Origin of the sequence: Methanolacinia petrolearia DSM 11571 (genome assembly GCF_000147875.1) — an archaeon.
In the GTDB taxonomy this organism is placed as follows: domain Archaea; phylum Halobacteriota; class Methanomicrobia; order Methanomicrobiales; family Methanomicrobiaceae; genus Methanolacinia; species Methanolacinia petrolearia.
This window is the reverse complement of record NC_014507.1, coordinates 689,519-705,671: the sequence shown is the minus strand read 5'-3', so window position 1 is coordinate 705,671 and position 16,153 is coordinate 689,519. Positions and strand designations below refer to the sequence as shown.

The window sequence follows — 16,153 nt, the reverse complement described above, 5'->3', positions numbered from 1 at the left end:
GGTTATCTCATATCTTTGAGGTCAATGTCTATACACATACCGGCTGCAATTGTCGAACCCATATCACGGATTGCGAACCTTCCGAGCTGTGGGATGTCCTTGAACTTCTCGATGACGAGAGGCTGGACAGGGCGCAGCTTGACGATTGCCGCATCTCCTGCCTTCAGGAATGTGGGGTTCTCTTCCTTGACCTGACCTGTGCGCGGGTCAAGCTTCTTCTGGAGTTCGACAAATGTGCATGCGACCTGTGCAGTGTGGCAGTGGAATACAGGGGTGTATCCGACTGTAATTGCACTCGGGTGCTGGAGAACAACGATCTGTGCTGTGAATTCCTCTGCAACGGACGGGGGCTTTTCCTCGGGACCGCAAACATCTCCACGGCGGATATCGTTCTTTCCGATACCACGGACGTTGAAACCGACGTTGTCACCGGGCATTGCCTCGGGGATTTCCTCGTGGTGCATCTCGATTGACTTTACCTCACCGGCTTTGTTTGCAGGCATGAATGAAACCTTCATTCCCTTCTTCATGACACCGGTCTCAATACGTCCTACAGGGACTGTTCCGATACCCGAGATCGAGTATACGTCCTGGATCGGAAGACGGAACGGAAGGTCTACGGGGATTTCCGGGGGCTGAAGCATGTTGAGCGCCTCAAGAAGATCGGGACCGCTGTACCATGGTGTGTTTGCAGACTTTGTTGCAATGTTGTCGCCTACGAACGAGGACATGGGGATGAACGGAACGTTTGCGGGGTTGAATCCGACCATCTTAATGAGATCGCTGATCTGCTTCTTGACTTCCTCATAGCGCTTTTCGTCGTATTTTACTGCATCCATCTTATTGATACCAACGATAAGCTGGTTGATACCAAGTGTCTTGGAAAGGAAAACGTGCTCCTTTGTCTGCTCCATTGCACCGTCAGGTGCTGCTACAATAAGGAGAGCTGCATCTGCCTGAGAAGCACCTGTGATCATGTTCTTGATGAAGTCACGGTGACCGGGGCAGTCTACGATTGTAAAATAGTACTTGTCGGTGTCGAACCTCTTGTGAGCGATATCAATTGTAATACCACGCTCACGCTCTTCCTTGAGGTTGTCCATAACCCATGCAAACTCAAAGGACCCCTTTCCTTTTGATTCCGCTTCCTTACGGTAGTTCTCAATGATGTGCGCAGGCACAGCACCGGTCTCAAACAGTAAACGACCCACTGTTGTGGATTTTCCGTGATCGATGTGCCCGACCACGGCCAGATTCATGTGTGGCTTCTCTGATGCCATAATCATAACCTCAAATTTATTGATTACTCAAATTCGTCCAATCGCTTGGGTACGAGTATCTTATATATGGAAACCAGCCATATAAAAGATTTCGTTGTGTACTACCTGAGCGGATAATTGATCAAAACGACGTAAAAAAGAGATATTTATCTTGATTTAAGTAAGAGGTTTGTAAGAGATGAAATCGCTTGAGATAAAAAAAGACGAGAAGGGGAGTCAGGCGTTCGTAAAATGCCAAAATGAGGATGTTTCCGTCTATAGCCACTGCGCCTACTGCAAATTCTGCGAAGGTGTGATTGTGAACAAGAGAAAAGTCAAAGCACCGCAGAAGTCCAAGATGGACGGGATCCAGAAAGGGCTGACTCCAGACGAGGAACTCATGGCAGCGCATATGATGTTCATGACTTTAATCAGGGACGGCACCGCAATCGTATGCGCAGATGAAAACAATGAAGGATTTACATCCCTCTATTCATACTAAAATAAGATATTACTCCTTTTTCAGAAGTTCGGGAAGCACATCGTTTTTGAATGAATCGAACTTAATGTCTTCAAGCTGATCCGAGAGAAGTCTGCCGGACCATGCACGCCTGTATACCCAGTAGACCAGCCTGTCAATGATGTTTACGACATCGTCCTCGTTATCGACCTCTGCAAGGACGCGCCCCATCTGAGGGTGTCTCCCTCTTCGTCCGCCGACCGTGATGATATAATATTTCTTCTGGATATCCACAAGCTGGAACGGGCAGGAGGTGACGCATACGCCGCATTCGAGACATTTTTCCTTGTCGACTCTGGCTTCTCCGCCGATTACACTGATAGCTTCCTCCTTGCAGTATTCGCTGCACTGGCCGCACCCTGTACAAAGGCCTGGTGTCCGGTGCGGCGAGACCCTCGTAGTTATTCCGATCTCGTTTAAGACCGGACTGGTGCATGCATAAGAGCAGGCGGAGATCGAGATCCTGATCTTCACCGGCATCTCTTTTCCGAAGAGCTTCTCATCGAGCCTTTTTGCAAGGCCTATTGAATCGGAATTTGCAAACTTGCACCTCTCGGTCCCGGGACATGCCACGATATTTACAACCTCGTCCTTTTCCGATCCGAGAGGCGTCCCGTTCTCCGCAAGCGCCTCCTTTATCTCCTCCAGTCTTGTGTGGTGGATATGAGGGATCTCCACGGTCTGCCGTGTCGTAAGGTGTACTTCATTCTGACCGAATCTTTCTGCAATCTCTGCGATGCCACGCATTTTTTCAACAGACAATATCCCAGCAGGCATCCGCAGCCGTATTGTACAGAGATCACCATTTCTTTCGGTGATTACACCGCCTAATGTATGAACCCCGTAATACAGTTCACTCATGAGTATAATAGAGGGACTTTGCAGTTTATTAAGAAAATGATTCAGACAGCGAGTGCCAGTGCAGCAATAACCGCCATCCGGGTAATCTCTCCGGAAGCACCGTCGACATCGCCGTTAACACCGCCGAAAAGCCTTGTTGCGGCAAAATAAACGAAAGCAATAGAGATCGCAGTGGCAATTATCGCAGCTGAAAACTCCCTGACTGAAAAGGGCATCAGGATTACCGGAATGCATATCAGAAACGCCGGAATGACATAGTATTTCTTCCCGAACGAGCGGACATACGAATGTATGCCTTCCCGCAGGGGCTCTCCAAATGCAATCATTGCAACCTGTGAGAATTTTGCGCAGACCTCGGCAACAATCAGTGCCGCAGGCATTGCGGGCAACGCGGAAAGACCGCTGTAGGTCATTAATATCACGACCATGGCGAGACCGACACCTCCCGCACCCACGTTCTGATCTGTAAGGGCTTTCATTCGCTTTTCGCGGCTTCCGTGTGCCATGAGACCGTCGCCGAAATCCAGGAGGCCGTCAAGATGATTGAAACCGTAGAGGATCAGCAGAACAGCAATCGAAGCAGCGGCGGCAAAAGATGTGCTGCCGAGAAGGATCGCGACCCCCGCAGCTATACACCCGGTAAGATAGCCTACGAGCGGCATCAGGTAATAACGTCTCGCATAATAGTCGAAGTCCACGTTATTGCCGACAGGCAGGATTGTACAGAAACCGAACGTTGCCGCTATCGATCTGAAAAAACCCTTCATCTGAATATTATTTATTGGAAGGGCGGTGTAAAAAAGGGCTTCTGTCCGGTCGAAAAAAGAGATTGAAAATTCTCCTACTTTTTTGCAGCCCGGCCTGTGATTACAAGCCCGTATGGATGGCCGATTACTTTCCCGGAAAGATCCGACTCTGCAAGGATTTCCTCCAGTTCAACGGGGGTATATGCAGCCATAACCGATGTCTTAAATCCCGGCCTAATCTCCTCAGGACTACAGGCATTATACATGTATTCGTATATCTCTTCCGAGAGATCTCTTCTCAGATCGGTTATGCAGAAAATTCCGCCGGGTTTCAGCACTCTTGCGATTTCGTTGAATACCGAAACAGGATTCTCCCACTCATGCATGGAGCCGTTGGAAAATACTCCGTCAAACATGTTATTGCCAAGAGGGATATTCATGGCATTTCCTTCCACGTACTTGGTCCGGCCGGACATCCCATAATCCGATGCATTCTTTTCTGCCATGCAGATCATCTCCGGGCTGATTTCAACGCCAGTGAGCTTCGTATCTTTTGTAGCTTTAAGCCATTCAAGCCCTGTATAACCGGGCCCGGGACCGATTTCAAGAACCTCTCCCGAGTCAATGCCGGTTTTTATGTAATCTTCCGAAGGGAGATGTCCCGCATCACGGAGATTTCTCTGCATCTGATCATAGATCTCAACCGTAAACTCATCCTGAATACCTTCATCAGTCTCCGGAATTCTTTTTTCAAACATAATTTCATCACTTTTTTTAGTATCTTCATCATCAAACGCATGATAGCGCTCATCAGCCATTTCTTCAAGCCGCAGAAGTCTCCCATCACGCCTTTCGAGCAGCGGTACGCTGAAATCGTCCCTGCTTTTTTTCATCCCCCTGATAGCTTCATCAAATGTCCTGTCATCGGACACTCCTGTAAACCGGGTGGACAATAAGGCAAACTGCTCCTGCTCCTCCTTCGTCATACGGGAAAGGCATTTTTCCAAATAGCCGAACAATCTTTCTTCAACCGACAGAACCCATTCTTCGGCCTTCTCTGTCACAAACACCCTGATCCTTCGTTTGTCGTTTCCGTCGGATTCCCGGCGGACATATCCCTCACGTTCAAGATAATTGATATGATCCGTGGCAGTACTCCTGGTTATCCCGAGCATCTCCGCCACATCTCCCATATAGAGGGGATGAAAGTAGGCCGTGTATATGATTTCAATCGCTGCAGGAGAAAGAGGGCTCTTCTTCCCCCTGTCAACCTCCCACAACAGGTTCAATGCATACTGAATGAAACCAAGCGAAAGCCGAAGCCGGATTACAGGGTGTAACTGCATATACTACGGTTGTCCGTAGCACATAAATATATTTCGGATATCCGTAATATTATAGATACTAAAAAAAAGATTCACCTGACAAGGTCTAAGAACATGTTCCTGAAATTCTCAATCTCCCTGCCTTTCATCTTCTCGGTAAAGTCCATGATGTATGCATTGAAATCATATGCCTCTCCCATCATCTCATCGACATCCTCGCGGTTTAGATTGAAATCGATATAATATTGTTTGTCTATCCTCTCGCTTTTGGCATGGATTATTGCACTGTTGTCAAGTCCGTACAGATCTTCGAGGAGATATATTGCGGCAGAATGATTCTCGCATTTTATGCCGGTTCTGAAAAAAAGAGCGAGCACCATATAGAACATGCTGTAGTAGATCATCGAAACAGCCTCTTCGAGTTTCCCGTTCTCGAACAGTATCCTTGCCGATACGATATAACTCTCGGATTTTTTCTGGTAGGCACGCTTCATATCTATGCTCGGCGGAACCGGCCTCAGGTGCCCCTGCCTGTAGATCCTACTGTAAAACTCGCGTCTTTCCGACATAATCCTCAAAACCCTTGATTATTACGTGATTGCTCTCGATCTCCCTCACAAGATCGCTGTTCCGGTCGAAATCACCGATCTTGACGCTAACCCGCGACTGGAGTTTCTCCACCCCGGTTTTAATCTCCCTGTCCTTTGTTTCAACAAAGATATCGATATCGCTCTTGTAGGTCGGGGCCCACCGGGCATAACTCCCGAAGAGTATTGCCATATGTATCCTGTCATCCCTGATTATTGCACTGAAAAGCGGTCTTAAACGGGGATATAAGTCCAGGGTTTTTGTAAATTTGTAGATCTCCGCGGAGATGATGAAGGATCTTGCCTCAAGACTTTCTTCAAGATAGAATACCTTGTTCTTCCCCTCCTCCCTGAAATCAACAATATTCATGTCATAAAGACCTTTCAGCCGACGGATAACTGTTGTATGCGGGACTTCGAGATCCTTTGCTATCCTCCTCGGGTGGCTGTCGGACTCAAGCAGATGTATGACAATCTCATATCCGATATTTCGTTCCACATGGAACATTATTGTTCCATCCCATAATATCCTTTTGCCAGAGAAAAAATACTCTATGAAATTTTTGAGGGGAGATCTTTGGATGGAGCACCCGAAAAACAATTATTGAGATTCATCACATAGTAAAGGTAAAGTATATATGTTAAAATGTAAAATATATTTTACAAGGGCTGTTATAACAGTCCGGCACGGAAGCGAGGTGATAAAGAGGAAAAACAAACCGAATTTCACACGTTACCAGAAAATAAATGACACACATGCCTTTGGGATCCCTTACCGGTTCAACCATGAAAAATGATCCTGTATCTGATAAAATAATCCAAATCCGCCCAAATTGCCATGGACAGGAAGGGATTTCCCCCCAAAAAGGCATTTTTTAGTTTTCTTCAATTCATTTTATCACGAGCATTTAATAATATTCCCGGAAAATACTGGGGACATATGACGATTATAGCCGGGGCGAATATATGAAGATCTGGCTGCTCGTAGCTGTAGGAGGAGCAATCGGTGCACTCGCCAGGTATATCATCGGCGGGTGGTTCCAGAGCGGAAATTCTACATTCCCCGTCGGAACGATGTCGGTAAATATAATCGGCAGCTTTCTCCTCGGGTTTATTATGTATTTTTCAGAATATACCGGAGTTTTCAGCGATGAGACACGCATATTCATTACCATCGGCGTCCTCGGGGCGTTCACCACGATGTCGACATTCAGCTATGAATCCTTCAGGATGCTCGAACACAACGAATTCATTAAGCTGTCGGTAAATATACTCGGTACAGTTCTGCTTACGCTTTGCGGAATTTACCTGGGAAAGATAATGGCAGGTTTTGCCGAGGTGTTTACATGAAACTTGAAAGAAATTCAAAGGCGGTCCTGCTTAGGATATACATAGGCGAATCCGACCGGTATAAAGGAAAACCCCTGTACCGCTACCTTGTAGAACTCTTTAAAAAGGAGGGATTCTATGGAGCGACAGTTTTAAGGGGCATTACAGGGTTCGGGCAGACAAGCAATGTCCATACAACCTCGATACTCCGCCTGTCAACAGATCTTCCTATCGTGATCGAAGTCGTCGATTCGCGTGAGAAGATCGACGAGATCAAACCGGTACTGGATGAGATAATAAAAGGAGGGCTCATCATAGAACAGGAAGTGGAAGTATGGGCATATAGGGGAAAGGAAGATGAATCCGACTGAACCCGTTTCGTTCACAGAGATCTCCCGAATATAAGGCATGTATAAATAATCGTTTCTTCCATTTTTTTTGAATTAAGAAAAACAAATTGTCATATACATTCACCAGTAAAAATTATTCCATGCCTTTTCTATCATATAAACCGGATATCAAATTTGAAAGGCCGATGGCAGGAATGGTCATCGCAAACACGATGCTTTCCACAATTCCCGGAGTCTCGGCCGCAGGATTCAACCCTGAAGCGACTCTGATAACACCGGCACTTGATGCAGGCCTTATCCTGAACGGGATGCCGAAAGACATCGCAATCCCGCTCAGCCCGACAGGCTGTGCAACACCTGCAACAGTCACAAGAGCAATGTTTGAACTCTGCAGGATCAACCCGGTAATAATCAATGCAGGCCTTACGACACCGCCTGCAGTACCGTGCATTGACGCATACGGAAGTCCGGGAAAGGACCCGAGGGAAGGTCCGGCGGTTCCCGAGGCACGTGCCCTGTATGAAAAGGGAATTACAATAGGCAGACAGCTTTCGGATTACAGCGACCTGCTTGTCCTCGGGGAGAGCGTTCCGGGGGGAACCACGACAGCACTCTGCGTCCTCCGTGCACTCGGTTATGATGTAGGTGTCTCCAGCAGCTACAGCAGCAATCCGTCATCAATCAAAGAGGAGATCTGCACTGAGGCTGCCAGAAGGATGGTCAAGGATGGCATTAAAAATCCCCTTGACATCGTAAGCTACTGCGGAGACCCGATGATGCCGGTGGTTGCCGGAATTGCAAAGGGTTATGACAAAAACCTGGTCCTCTCCGGCGGAACCCAGATGCTTGCTGTGGAAGCTTTAATCAAGGCGCTCGGGAATGAAATGCCTCCCTTTGTAACAACCGAATACGTGAGAGTCGACAGTTCGGCAAATATCGAGAAGGCGTCCGATCTTGTCGGGGCTACCGCATGGTTCGTGGACCCCGATTTCGGAAATATCGGGAACGCAGCCCTTGCAAGGTACTGCAACGGCGAGGTAAAGGAAGGCGCGTTAATCTCGGGCTCCCTCTGGCTTGCATATATGATGGGTTACTCGAAAGAGGAGATCTGGAAAGCGATCAATTCTTTCTTCGAGAAATACGGGTGAAGATACATCCAAAACAGGATATTTTTTTCAGGAGTTTTTATTCAGGACACAGGCGCCAATGTCTCCTGTGAAAGTAATATACATTAATAAACCACAAATATTAACAAATGCTTCCAATCTGCCTTGTAAATAATTTCGGTCAGTTCAATCACCTGATCAAAAGGATGCTCAGGGACATCGAAATCGATGCAGTGATGATAAAAAACGATGTTCCGCCTGAAGAGGTCGAAGGCTCATACAGGGGAATAATCCTCGGCGGAGGCCCGAGCCTTGAGAGGGCGAACCATGCCCCCGATTACCTCGACCTCGGAGTGCCTGTACTCGGGATATGCCTCGGCCTGCATATTATCGCCACCAGATATGGCGGAACTGTAAACCCGGGGAAGATGGGAGGATTCGGCGGCGTTGAAGTTGAGATCGTGGATCATACGGGAATCCTCGAAGGCTACCCGGACAGGATCTCTGTCTGGGCATCACATGCAGATGAAGTGAAGGTGATGCCAGAAGGATTCACGCTCCTTGCGAGATCCAATATCTGCGGAAACGAAGCAATTGGAAACTTTGAAAAGAATATTTACGGCGTCCAGTGGCATCCTGAAGTCAGCCATACGACAGAAGGCTACAGGGTCTTTGAGAACTTTGACAGGATAACACAGGACAATCTCTGATTTTTTTATGATTAAACACGAAGAACTGAAAGCTAAAATAAAAGAAACCGGATTTTCCTGTAGGATGTGCGGACAATGCTGTTCGCTTATATCCGACAACTCGAATCTGGTTCTGGTGAGTGCACCCGAGATTAGGAGGATCATGGACGGTACCGGCCTTACATGGGGCGAGATCGCAGAGCCCTATCCCGAGACTCTCATTGGAGACAAGGGGGAGGAGTATACGTTCGCATGGTGCCTGAATAGAACGGAAAAGAAATGCCGTTTTCTTAATGAGGACTCCCGGTGCAGTATATATGGATACAGGCCGCAAATATGCAGAACATATCCGTTCATGCTTGATGAATCGGGGCTTTTGACATTCGAATGCCCCGGAACAGGAGATAAGGTCTCAGAAGAGGCAGCAGGCAGGATCGCCGAAGAGCTAATAGAAAGAGCGCGATTCGAGCGGGAAGAATTAGAGAAGATCGAGAAGATCTTCAGTTCGGCCGAATTAAAAAGTGATAAGATGAACATAATTGACAGCGAGGGGGTAAAGACAATTGGGTGAGATAAGACTTGTAGGCACCGCCCATGTGTCTCAGGCTAGCGTCGACGAAGTCAGAAGCACGATAGAAGAATACCAGCCGGATGTAGTGGCTATTGAACTTGATAAAGCAAGGTTTGCCGCCATAAGAAACCAGGGTGAAAAGCCCACGGTAAACGAGATCCTGAAAGGAGGAAATTTTTCAGAACTCCTTGTCCAGTGGTCGCTTGCATATATCCAGAGAAAGATCGGGATGGATGTAGGTGTCGAGCCTGGCGCCGAGATGCTTGCCGCAATTGAAGAGGCCGAGAAGAATAATATCCCGATTGCCCTTGCCGACAGGGACATCCGCCTGACCCTCTCGCGTTTCTGGGGAGGGATGGGCATTATAGAAAAGCTCAAACTTCTCTTTGCGGTAGTTGGCGCCGTAGCCGGCGGCGGGGACGAAGAAGAGCTCGATATAGAGGAGCTCACTAAGAACCAGGACCTGATCGAGGCCTCGATCGAAGAGTTCAGGAAGTTCTCGCCGAAGGGTGCGGCGGCGCTTATAGGGGAGAGGGATGCCTATCTAACACATTCGCTTCTGAGGCTCGCATCAAAGAACGAAAAGGTTCTCGGTATCGTCGGTGCAGGACATGTAAAGGGAATAAAAGAGTACATGGCGAAACCCGAAACGCTCCCTCCTTTCAGCTCACTCGTCGAACAGCCGAAAGGCTTCCCGTGGAAACTTGCATTCGGGGTCTTCTTCGTTGCACTTTTCGCATTCCTCATACTCCTGATAGGCTTCTCGGGTGTAGGACTTGATGTCCTTCTCGAAGCGATATTTTACTGGATTATCATCAACGGTGTTCTTGCCGCAGGTTTTACGCTTCTTGCAGGAGGACACCCCTTATCCGCCCTTACCGCATTCGGGGTATCATGGCTGACATCGCTGAATCCCTTCCTTGCGGCTGGCTGGTTTGCCGCCATAACAGAAGCGAAAGTCAGAAAACCGCAGGCATCCGACTTCCAGGAGATCCTTGACGCGGAATCGTTCAATGAAATGAGAAAGGTTCCGATATTCAGGGTCGTCCTTGTAGCGGCACTTGCAAATGTGGGCAGCACGATAGGGACCTTTGCATACTTCATATTCATATTCCCGATACTCGGGATCGATCCCACGGTAATCCTTGCCGACGGTTTCTCGAATCTCATCTCTTTCATCGAAGGTATTCTGCCGTTCTGATACCTAAAAACAAACCTTTTTTGTCTGCAATACCATATTATGCCTCATGAATCTTGGACTTACCATCCTCAAGGGAAGAAGAAGTGTCAGGAAGTACAAGGACGAGGAGATACCCGGGGAGATCATTAAAGCGGCTCTTGAAGCTGCACATCTCGCCCCGACGGCAAGAAACCTTCAGCCATGGCTTTTCGGCGTCATAAAAGAGAAGGAAACGCTCAAAAAGATAGCAGAAACTGCACCGAACGGGGCATTCATAAAGGATGCAAATGCCTGTTTCGCGATCTTCGGCGAGAAGGACCAGACTTATTACCTTGAAGACTGCAGTGCAGCGACAATGCAGATCATTCTTGCACTCTGGTCGTTCGGAGTAGGATCATGCTGGGTTGCAGGAGACAAGAAGGACTATGCCAACGAGATCAGGAAGATGATGGGCGTCCCGGAAAAATATACCCTTGTCTCGCTTATCCCCGCCGGCTACCCAGAGGAGATCAACATTCCATCGAAGAAAGACCTGGAAGATCTCGTATTTTACGAGACCTATACTGAAAATTAACCTCTTTTGAATTTGCATGCAAATCACGTTGTGATTTCATGAAACAGTGCATGAAACCTTTGTTTCATGAACGTATTGTTCGAAAATCCAAATTGAGAACCTTTAGATCTCCTGTCCTGGTTACAATAAATTTTGTAGATTTTTATCGGCTTTGTGTGATGAAATCGCCCGTCATGAAGGTTTGCTATGAAAATCACGTTGTGATTTAAATAAAACCTTTATTTCATGAACTTTTTTTGCAAACTTTTTTCCCGATGGAGCAGGAATTATCTGATATGAGTAAACCCGTCCTTCAGGTTGCCCTCGATCTGACTGAGATCAAGAGAGCGCTTCAGATAGGAAGAGAGGCCGTTGAAGGCGGTGCCGACTGGATTGAGGCCGGAACACCGCTTATAAAAAGCGAAGGAATGAATGCCGTAAGAGCCCTGAAGGCAGAATTCCCGGACCACGAGATAGTCGCGGACATGAAAGTCGCAGATACAGGCGCCCTCGAGGTTGAGATGGCTGCCAAGGCAGGAGCTTCCGTCGTCTGCGTCCTTGCCGATGCCGACGACACCGTGATTACAGAAGCCGTACGTGCCGCCGACAAATACGGGGTCAGGATAATGGCGGACTTCATCAACACGCCCGACCCGGTAAAAAGAGCAGTAGAGCTTGAAGAGCTCGGGGTTCACCTGCTCAACGCACATGTAGGAATCGACCAGCAGATGAAGGGGAAGAAATCCGTAGATATCCTTAGCGAAATCGCAGGAAAGGTATCCCTTCCCATAGGCGCTGCGGGAGGACTTGATGCGGCAGGTGCCGCAGAGGCGGTTATGGCCGGGGCAGATATTCTCCTTGTAGGGAGCAGTATAACGAAGGCTGCGGATGTCAGGGCCGCCGCTGCCGCCGTAAGAAAGGCGATAGACGATCCCGGCCTCGTCAGGATCGAGAGAAAGAACCCCGACGATGAAATAAGAGAGATATTTGAATCGGTATCCACTCCGAACATTAGCGACGCCATGCACAGGAAGGGTGCGATGAGCGAAATCTTTTCGGTCTGTGGGGATGTAAAGATGGCAGGGAAGGCGTTAACTGTAAGGACGATGGCAGGAGACTGGGCAAAGCCGGTTGAGGCGATCGACCTTGCAGGGCCGGGTGACGTGATCGTCATCAACAATGAGCGGGCGAAATATATCTCCCCGTGGGGAGAGCTTGCGACGTTAAGCGCCATGAATAAGAAACTGGCCGGCATCGTGATCGACGGTGCAGCAAGGGACGTGGACGATATCCGCAAATACAAATTCCCGGTCTTTGCAACTGCACTCGTTCCCAATGCAGGAGAACCCAAAGGTTTCGGCGAGATCGGCGCCGAGATCATGTGCTGCGGACAGCGTGTCAGGAACGGCGACTGGATAATCGGCGACGAATCCGGGGTTGTCGTAGTGCCAAAGGAGAGGGCGTATGAGATTGCAAGGCGTGCTCTTGAAGTAAAGAAGCACGAGACCCGCATCAGAGAGGAGATCCGGAGAGGCGACACTCTTTCAAGTGTGGTTGATCTTCTCAGGTGGGAGAAAAGATAAAGCCCGTCCGCCTGAGTTCACAATCATAGCTGACAATTGGGAACAAAGCTTCATTACGGCTTTAAATTTAAAACAAAGATCAAAACTATTTTTTTCATGAGTTGAAAATTTCAAAATAAATAAATTTATATCTCATCATACCATTCAAAAAACATACTGACAGCCCAGCCGAAAAAAGATTCCACAATTTTTAATATTGATGCACAGGATTCCGGGATGCCAGTATCACGAAGGAGTGAACAGAATCAATTAAAGGGGGCTTTATACGACACAGGAGATAAAACAAGGCAAAAGGCATTTCATAAAAGCGCTCTCCACACCCGGCGAAAGATTATGGGTTCTGATTATTCTCCTCATCTCAGGATATTCACTGGCATTTTCATTTTTTTGCCTGGCAAACGGGATTACGACGGTTTTTATGCACCTGTATTATATCCCGATAGTCCTGATTGCATATCATTACAGGAAAAAAGGCATATTCCTTTCCGCTCTCCTCGGTCTGATGTATGTGTCAATGGTCATTTACTTCCTGTGGCCCGACATTGAACAGGTACTCCTGGCTTTTGAACGGGTAGTAATATTCATCTTCGCTGCAGCTGTGATCGCCTGGCTTTCCGATAAACTTGAGAGAAGCAGGATCTTTTTTAAAACACTCTCTGAAATATCCCCTGCAGGGATCATCAGAACGAATACAGAAGGAATCTGTTCATATGCCAACAGGAGATTTACCGAGATAACAGGGATCACAAAAGAACAGGTGTTGGGTGAAGAAGTCTGCGGACTTATTTATACAGGGGATAAAGAGAAATTTTTTGGCGACTGGTCCGCCTGCACGCAGAACGGCACAAGGATAAACCACGAATACAGGTTCATGAAACCCGACGGGACAAACGCATGGGTCCTATTCCAGGCAGGTCCAGAGAAGGATGAAAAAGGCAATATAACAGGATATATCGCAACAATAACCGATCTGAGCAGGATTAAATCTGCAGAAATGTTCCAAAGAACACAATTCGCATTCGAACATTCCCCGGATGACATCTATTTTACCAACAGGAAAGGTGCGGTAGTTTATGCCAACATAAGCGCCAGGGAATCATTCGGGATAAATAAAGAGAATAATACAGATGGAAAAACAGTATTCGGCATCAATCCTGATATAGATCCTGAAAGGTGGGAAGAGATCTGGAAAATAATTGTAAAAGATGACTTTTATAAATTCGAATCTCTTCACAGGTTTGAAGACGGAAGTCTTCACCCTGTTGAAATCAGCCAGTATCACCTCACCTATAATGGCGAGGAATATTCCTGTTCGATTGCACGAGATATAACAGATCGCAAAAAAATCGAGACGGCCCTAAAGGAGAGTGAGGAAAAATACCGGATACTTGCCGAAGCATCCCTTGATCCGATCTTCATCGTTGATCTTGAAGATACTGTTCTATATGCAAACAAAAGAGCTGCAGGGCTTCTGAACACCACCCCTGAGAAAATCATCGGGAGATCAAGAAAGGACCTCTTCACAACCGATATTGCAGAAAGTCAGATAAACAGCCTGCGTATGGTGGCAGAAACAGGGGAGCCGCTTCTCATCGAGACAAAAACAAGATATAATGAAAACTATCTTTGGCAGGACCATTCCCTTATACCGTTAAAGGATAAAACAGGGAAGGTATATGCAATACTCGGATTGTCGCATGATATAACGGATCGTAAAAATGCGGAGGAGGCGCTAAAAGAAAGCGAAAAAAAATACCGCACACTCGTTGAACTTGCAGGAGAAGGGATCTGGACCGTGGACTCAGCCGGTATAGCGACATTCGTCAATCCAAGCATGGCAAAAATGCTTGGTTATACTGTAGAAGAGGTGGTAGGAAGCTCATTTTTTAATTTCATGGATGAAGAAGGCCTCGAAAAAGCAAAGCTGCTATTCAAAAACGACAGGAAGGGAGAGATAAAAAAATATGATTTTGAGTTTGTACGCAGTGACGGCAGGAAGATCTATACGATTATTGCAACATCACCACTTATCGATTCAAAAGGAAAATTTACAGGAGTTCTGGCTCTCATAAACGATATCACGGAGAGGCATCTTGCAGAAAAATCTTTGGAAGAGGTCAATAAAAAACTCAATCTTTTATCAAACATTACACGCCACGATATCCTGAACCAGATCACAGCTGCAGCCGGGTATCTGGAGTTAATGGAACTTGATAAAGCAATCCCTCCGGGTACAACCGCTGATAAATATCTTGAGAAGGTCTCGGGAATAATCGAAACCATAAAGCAGCAGATCCAATTTACCGCATATTACAAAAATCTCGGAGAGCAGAGACCGGACTGGTTCAATATCGGCAGGATTGTTGCAGAAACCTACAGAAATAACGCCTTTGAGCACATAAAACTCAAAAACAATGTAAAAAGGGTTGAGGTGCTCGCAGATCCCCTTTTTGGAAAGGTCATATATACGCTCTTTGACAATGCATCGGTGCATGGTGAAAAAATCTCTCATATTACATTCGATGCGGAAGAGACTAAAAACGGACTTTTAATTACATGCGAAGACGACGGAATCGGAATTCCGGATGATGCAAAGGAGAAGATCTTCAAGAGAGAATATTATAAAAATTCAGGACTCGGGCTGTTTCTGTCAAAAGGAATTCTTGCGATGACAGGACTTAAAATCAGGGAAACCGGACAATTCGAAGAAGGTGCAAGATTTGAGATCTCTGTGCCGGAGGGAAAGTACCGCTTCAATAACGGTAATTAAGTTTCTATTTTATACGATGTATGTTTGAAAAGTACAGGCAATTTACGAGATCAAAACGCCCGGACACGGGACAAAAGAAACCACAGGCGATAGATTATTACAACAGAAATCTGACCAGGACGGAATAAGTATATTTTTACATCCGGATTTAATCGATTGTCTTTGCTAAAGGTCATATGCAAACCGCACATTTTTTACCCGAATTATTCCAACCAGAATTAATGATTCTTTCCAGAGAAAATATTTTGAAACTGATCGAATCTGGCGACCTTGTTCTTGATCCCTATAGTGAAGGCTCGCAGCAGCCCGCATCATACGATCTGAGAGCAGGAGAGGACTATGTCCTGAAGAAAGGCGAATGCACACTCGTTCACTCCATGGAGCGTGTGGAACTTCCTGCAGGTGTTGCGGCCACCCTCATGTGCAGGTCTTCATTCGGGAGAAAAGGAGTCCTCATCGGTGGGGGATATGTAGATCCGGGTTTCCGCGGAAATCTTACATTATGCCTTGTCAATATGGGCCCTGAGGATGTTCCGCTCCCGGCCGGCGAAAGGTGCGTCCAGATTATCATGCATGAGGTGACCGAGGGGTCGTCTACATACAACGGACGCTACCAGGACAGTGTCGGTGCTGTTGGATCGAGGATCTGAGTAGGATCCATAACCTCACACAATTTTTTCCAGATTAATTCTACCGATAACTGTTACTTTAAAGACCGATCGGC

The 16,153-nt window shown here is 47.0% G+C and carries 17 protein-coding genes; 11 read left to right on the top strand and 6 right to left on the bottom strand.

Features of this window, described 5'->3' with window-relative positions; translation table 11 throughout:
- Positions 1–2: 2 nt before the first annotated feature.
- Positions 3–1,280, bottom strand: coding sequence for a translation elongation factor EF-1 subunit alpha (gene tuf / locus MPET_RS03505; protein ID WP_013328646.1), 1,278 nt, complete (start codon positions 1,278–1,280; stop codon positions 3–5).
- Positions 1,281–1,458: 178 nt separating this feature from the next.
- On the opposite strand from tuf, the gene MPET_RS03500 reads away from it, so the two are divergent.
- Positions 1,459–1,761 carry a hypothetical protein gene (locus MPET_RS03500; RefSeq protein ID WP_013328645.1) on the top strand — a complete coding sequence of 101 codons (303 nt, stop codon included), beginning with the start codon at positions 1,459–1,461 and terminating at the stop codon, positions 1,759–1,761.
- A 9-nt stretch (positions 1,762–1,770) separates the two neighbouring features.
- Here MPET_RS03500 and MPET_RS03495 read toward each other — a convergent pair whose 3' ends face one another.
- From MPET_RS03495 to MPET_RS03475, 5 genes are all read right to left on the bottom strand, one after another.
- On the bottom strand, positions 1,771–2,640 hold the full coding sequence (locus MPET_RS03495; protein WP_013328644.1) for a 4Fe-4S binding protein: 870 nt from the start codon (positions 2,638–2,640) through the stop codon (positions 1,771–1,773).
- Between the two features lie 41 nt (positions 2,641–2,681).
- Entirely contained in the window at positions 2,682–3,407 is a 726-nt protein-coding gene (cobS, locus tag MPET_RS03490) for an adenosylcobinamide-GDP ribazoletransferase (protein WP_013328643.1), read from the bottom strand.
- A 74-nt stretch (positions 3,408–3,481) separates the two neighbouring features.
- The gene (locus MPET_RS14795) at positions 3,482–4,732 is read right to left on the bottom strand and encodes a methyltransferase domain-containing protein (RefSeq protein ID WP_013328642.1); all 1,251 of its coding nucleotides are present in this window, start codon (positions 4,730–4,732) and stop codon (positions 3,482–3,484) included.
- A gap of 71 nt (positions 4,733–4,803) precedes the next feature.
- Positions 4,804–5,280: a HEPN domain-containing protein gene (locus MPET_RS03480; protein WP_013328641.1), complete on the bottom strand. Its 477-nt coding sequence runs from the start codon at positions 5,278–5,280 to the stop codon at positions 4,804–4,806.
- Entirely contained in the window at positions 5,252–5,797 is a 546-nt protein-coding gene (locus tag MPET_RS03475; protein WP_187287580.1) for a nucleotidyltransferase domain-containing protein, read from the bottom strand. The genes MPET_RS03480 and MPET_RS03475 overlap by 29 nt, the downstream gene beginning before the upstream one ends.
- Positions 5,798–6,264: 467 nt before the next feature.
- On the opposite strand from MPET_RS03475, the gene crcB reads away from it, so the two are divergent.
- The 10 genes from crcB (at position 6,265) to MPET_RS03425 (ending at position 16,079) form a co-directional block, all read left to right on the top strand.
- On the top strand, positions 6,265–6,648 hold the full coding sequence (crcB, locus tag MPET_RS03470; RefSeq protein ID WP_013328638.1) for a fluoride efflux transporter CrcB: 384 nt from the start codon (positions 6,265–6,267) through the stop codon (positions 6,646–6,648).
- A complete protein-coding gene (locus tag MPET_RS03465) occupies positions 6,645–6,998 on the top strand; it encodes a DUF190 domain-containing protein (RefSeq protein WP_013328637.1) in 354 nt (117 codons plus the stop codon). The genes crcB and MPET_RS03465 overlap by 4 nt, the downstream gene beginning before the upstream one ends.
- A gap of 119 nt (positions 6,999–7,117) precedes the next feature.
- A complete protein-coding gene (cobT, locus tag MPET_RS03460) occupies positions 7,118–8,125 on the top strand; it encodes a nicotinate mononucleotide-dependent phosphoribosyltransferase CobT (RefSeq protein ID WP_013328636.1) in 1,008 nt (335 codons plus the stop codon).
- Between the two features lie 107 nt (positions 8,126–8,232).
- The gene (locus MPET_RS03455; RefSeq protein ID WP_013328635.1) at positions 8,233–8,793 is read left to right on the top strand and encodes a GMP synthase subunit A; all 561 of its coding nucleotides are present in this window, start codon (positions 8,233–8,235) and stop codon (positions 8,791–8,793) included.
- A gap of 64 nt (positions 8,794–8,857) precedes the next feature.
- The gene (locus tag MPET_RS03450; RefSeq protein ID WP_263640443.1) at positions 8,858–9,343 is read left to right on the top strand and encodes a YkgJ family cysteine cluster protein; all 486 of its coding nucleotides are present in this window, start codon (positions 8,858–8,860) and stop codon (positions 9,341–9,343) included.
- Positions 9,336–10,544 (top strand): TraB/GumN family protein, encoded by a 1,209-nt coding sequence (locus tag MPET_RS03445; protein WP_013328633.1) that lies wholly within the window; start codon positions 9,336–9,338, stop codon positions 10,542–10,544. Before MPET_RS03450 ends, MPET_RS03445 begins: the two co-directional genes overlap by 8 nt.
- Positions 10,545–10,590: 46 nt before the next feature.
- Positions 10,591–11,097 carry a nitroreductase family protein gene (locus MPET_RS03440; RefSeq protein ID WP_013328632.1) on the top strand — a complete coding sequence of 169 codons (507 nt, stop codon included), beginning with the start codon at positions 10,591–10,593 and terminating at the stop codon, positions 11,095–11,097.
- 275 nt (positions 11,098–11,372) lie between these two features.
- The gene (locus tag MPET_RS03435; RefSeq protein WP_013328631.1) at positions 11,373–12,659 is read left to right on the top strand and encodes an orotidine 5'-phosphate decarboxylase / HUMPS family protein; all 1,287 of its coding nucleotides are present in this window, start codon (positions 11,373–11,375) and stop codon (positions 12,657–12,659) included.
- 418 nt (positions 12,660–13,077) lie between these two features.
- On the top strand, positions 13,078–15,429 hold the full coding sequence (locus tag MPET_RS14390) for a PAS domain-containing protein (protein WP_013328630.1): 2,352 nt from the start codon (positions 13,078–13,080) through the stop codon (positions 15,427–15,429).
- A 221-nt stretch (positions 15,430–15,650) separates the two neighbouring features.
- Positions 15,651–16,079, top strand: a complete 429-nt coding sequence (locus tag MPET_RS03425; RefSeq protein ID WP_013328629.1) for a dCTP deaminase — start codon at positions 15,651–15,653, stop codon at positions 16,077–16,079.
- Positions 16,080–16,153: the final 74 nt, after the last annotated feature.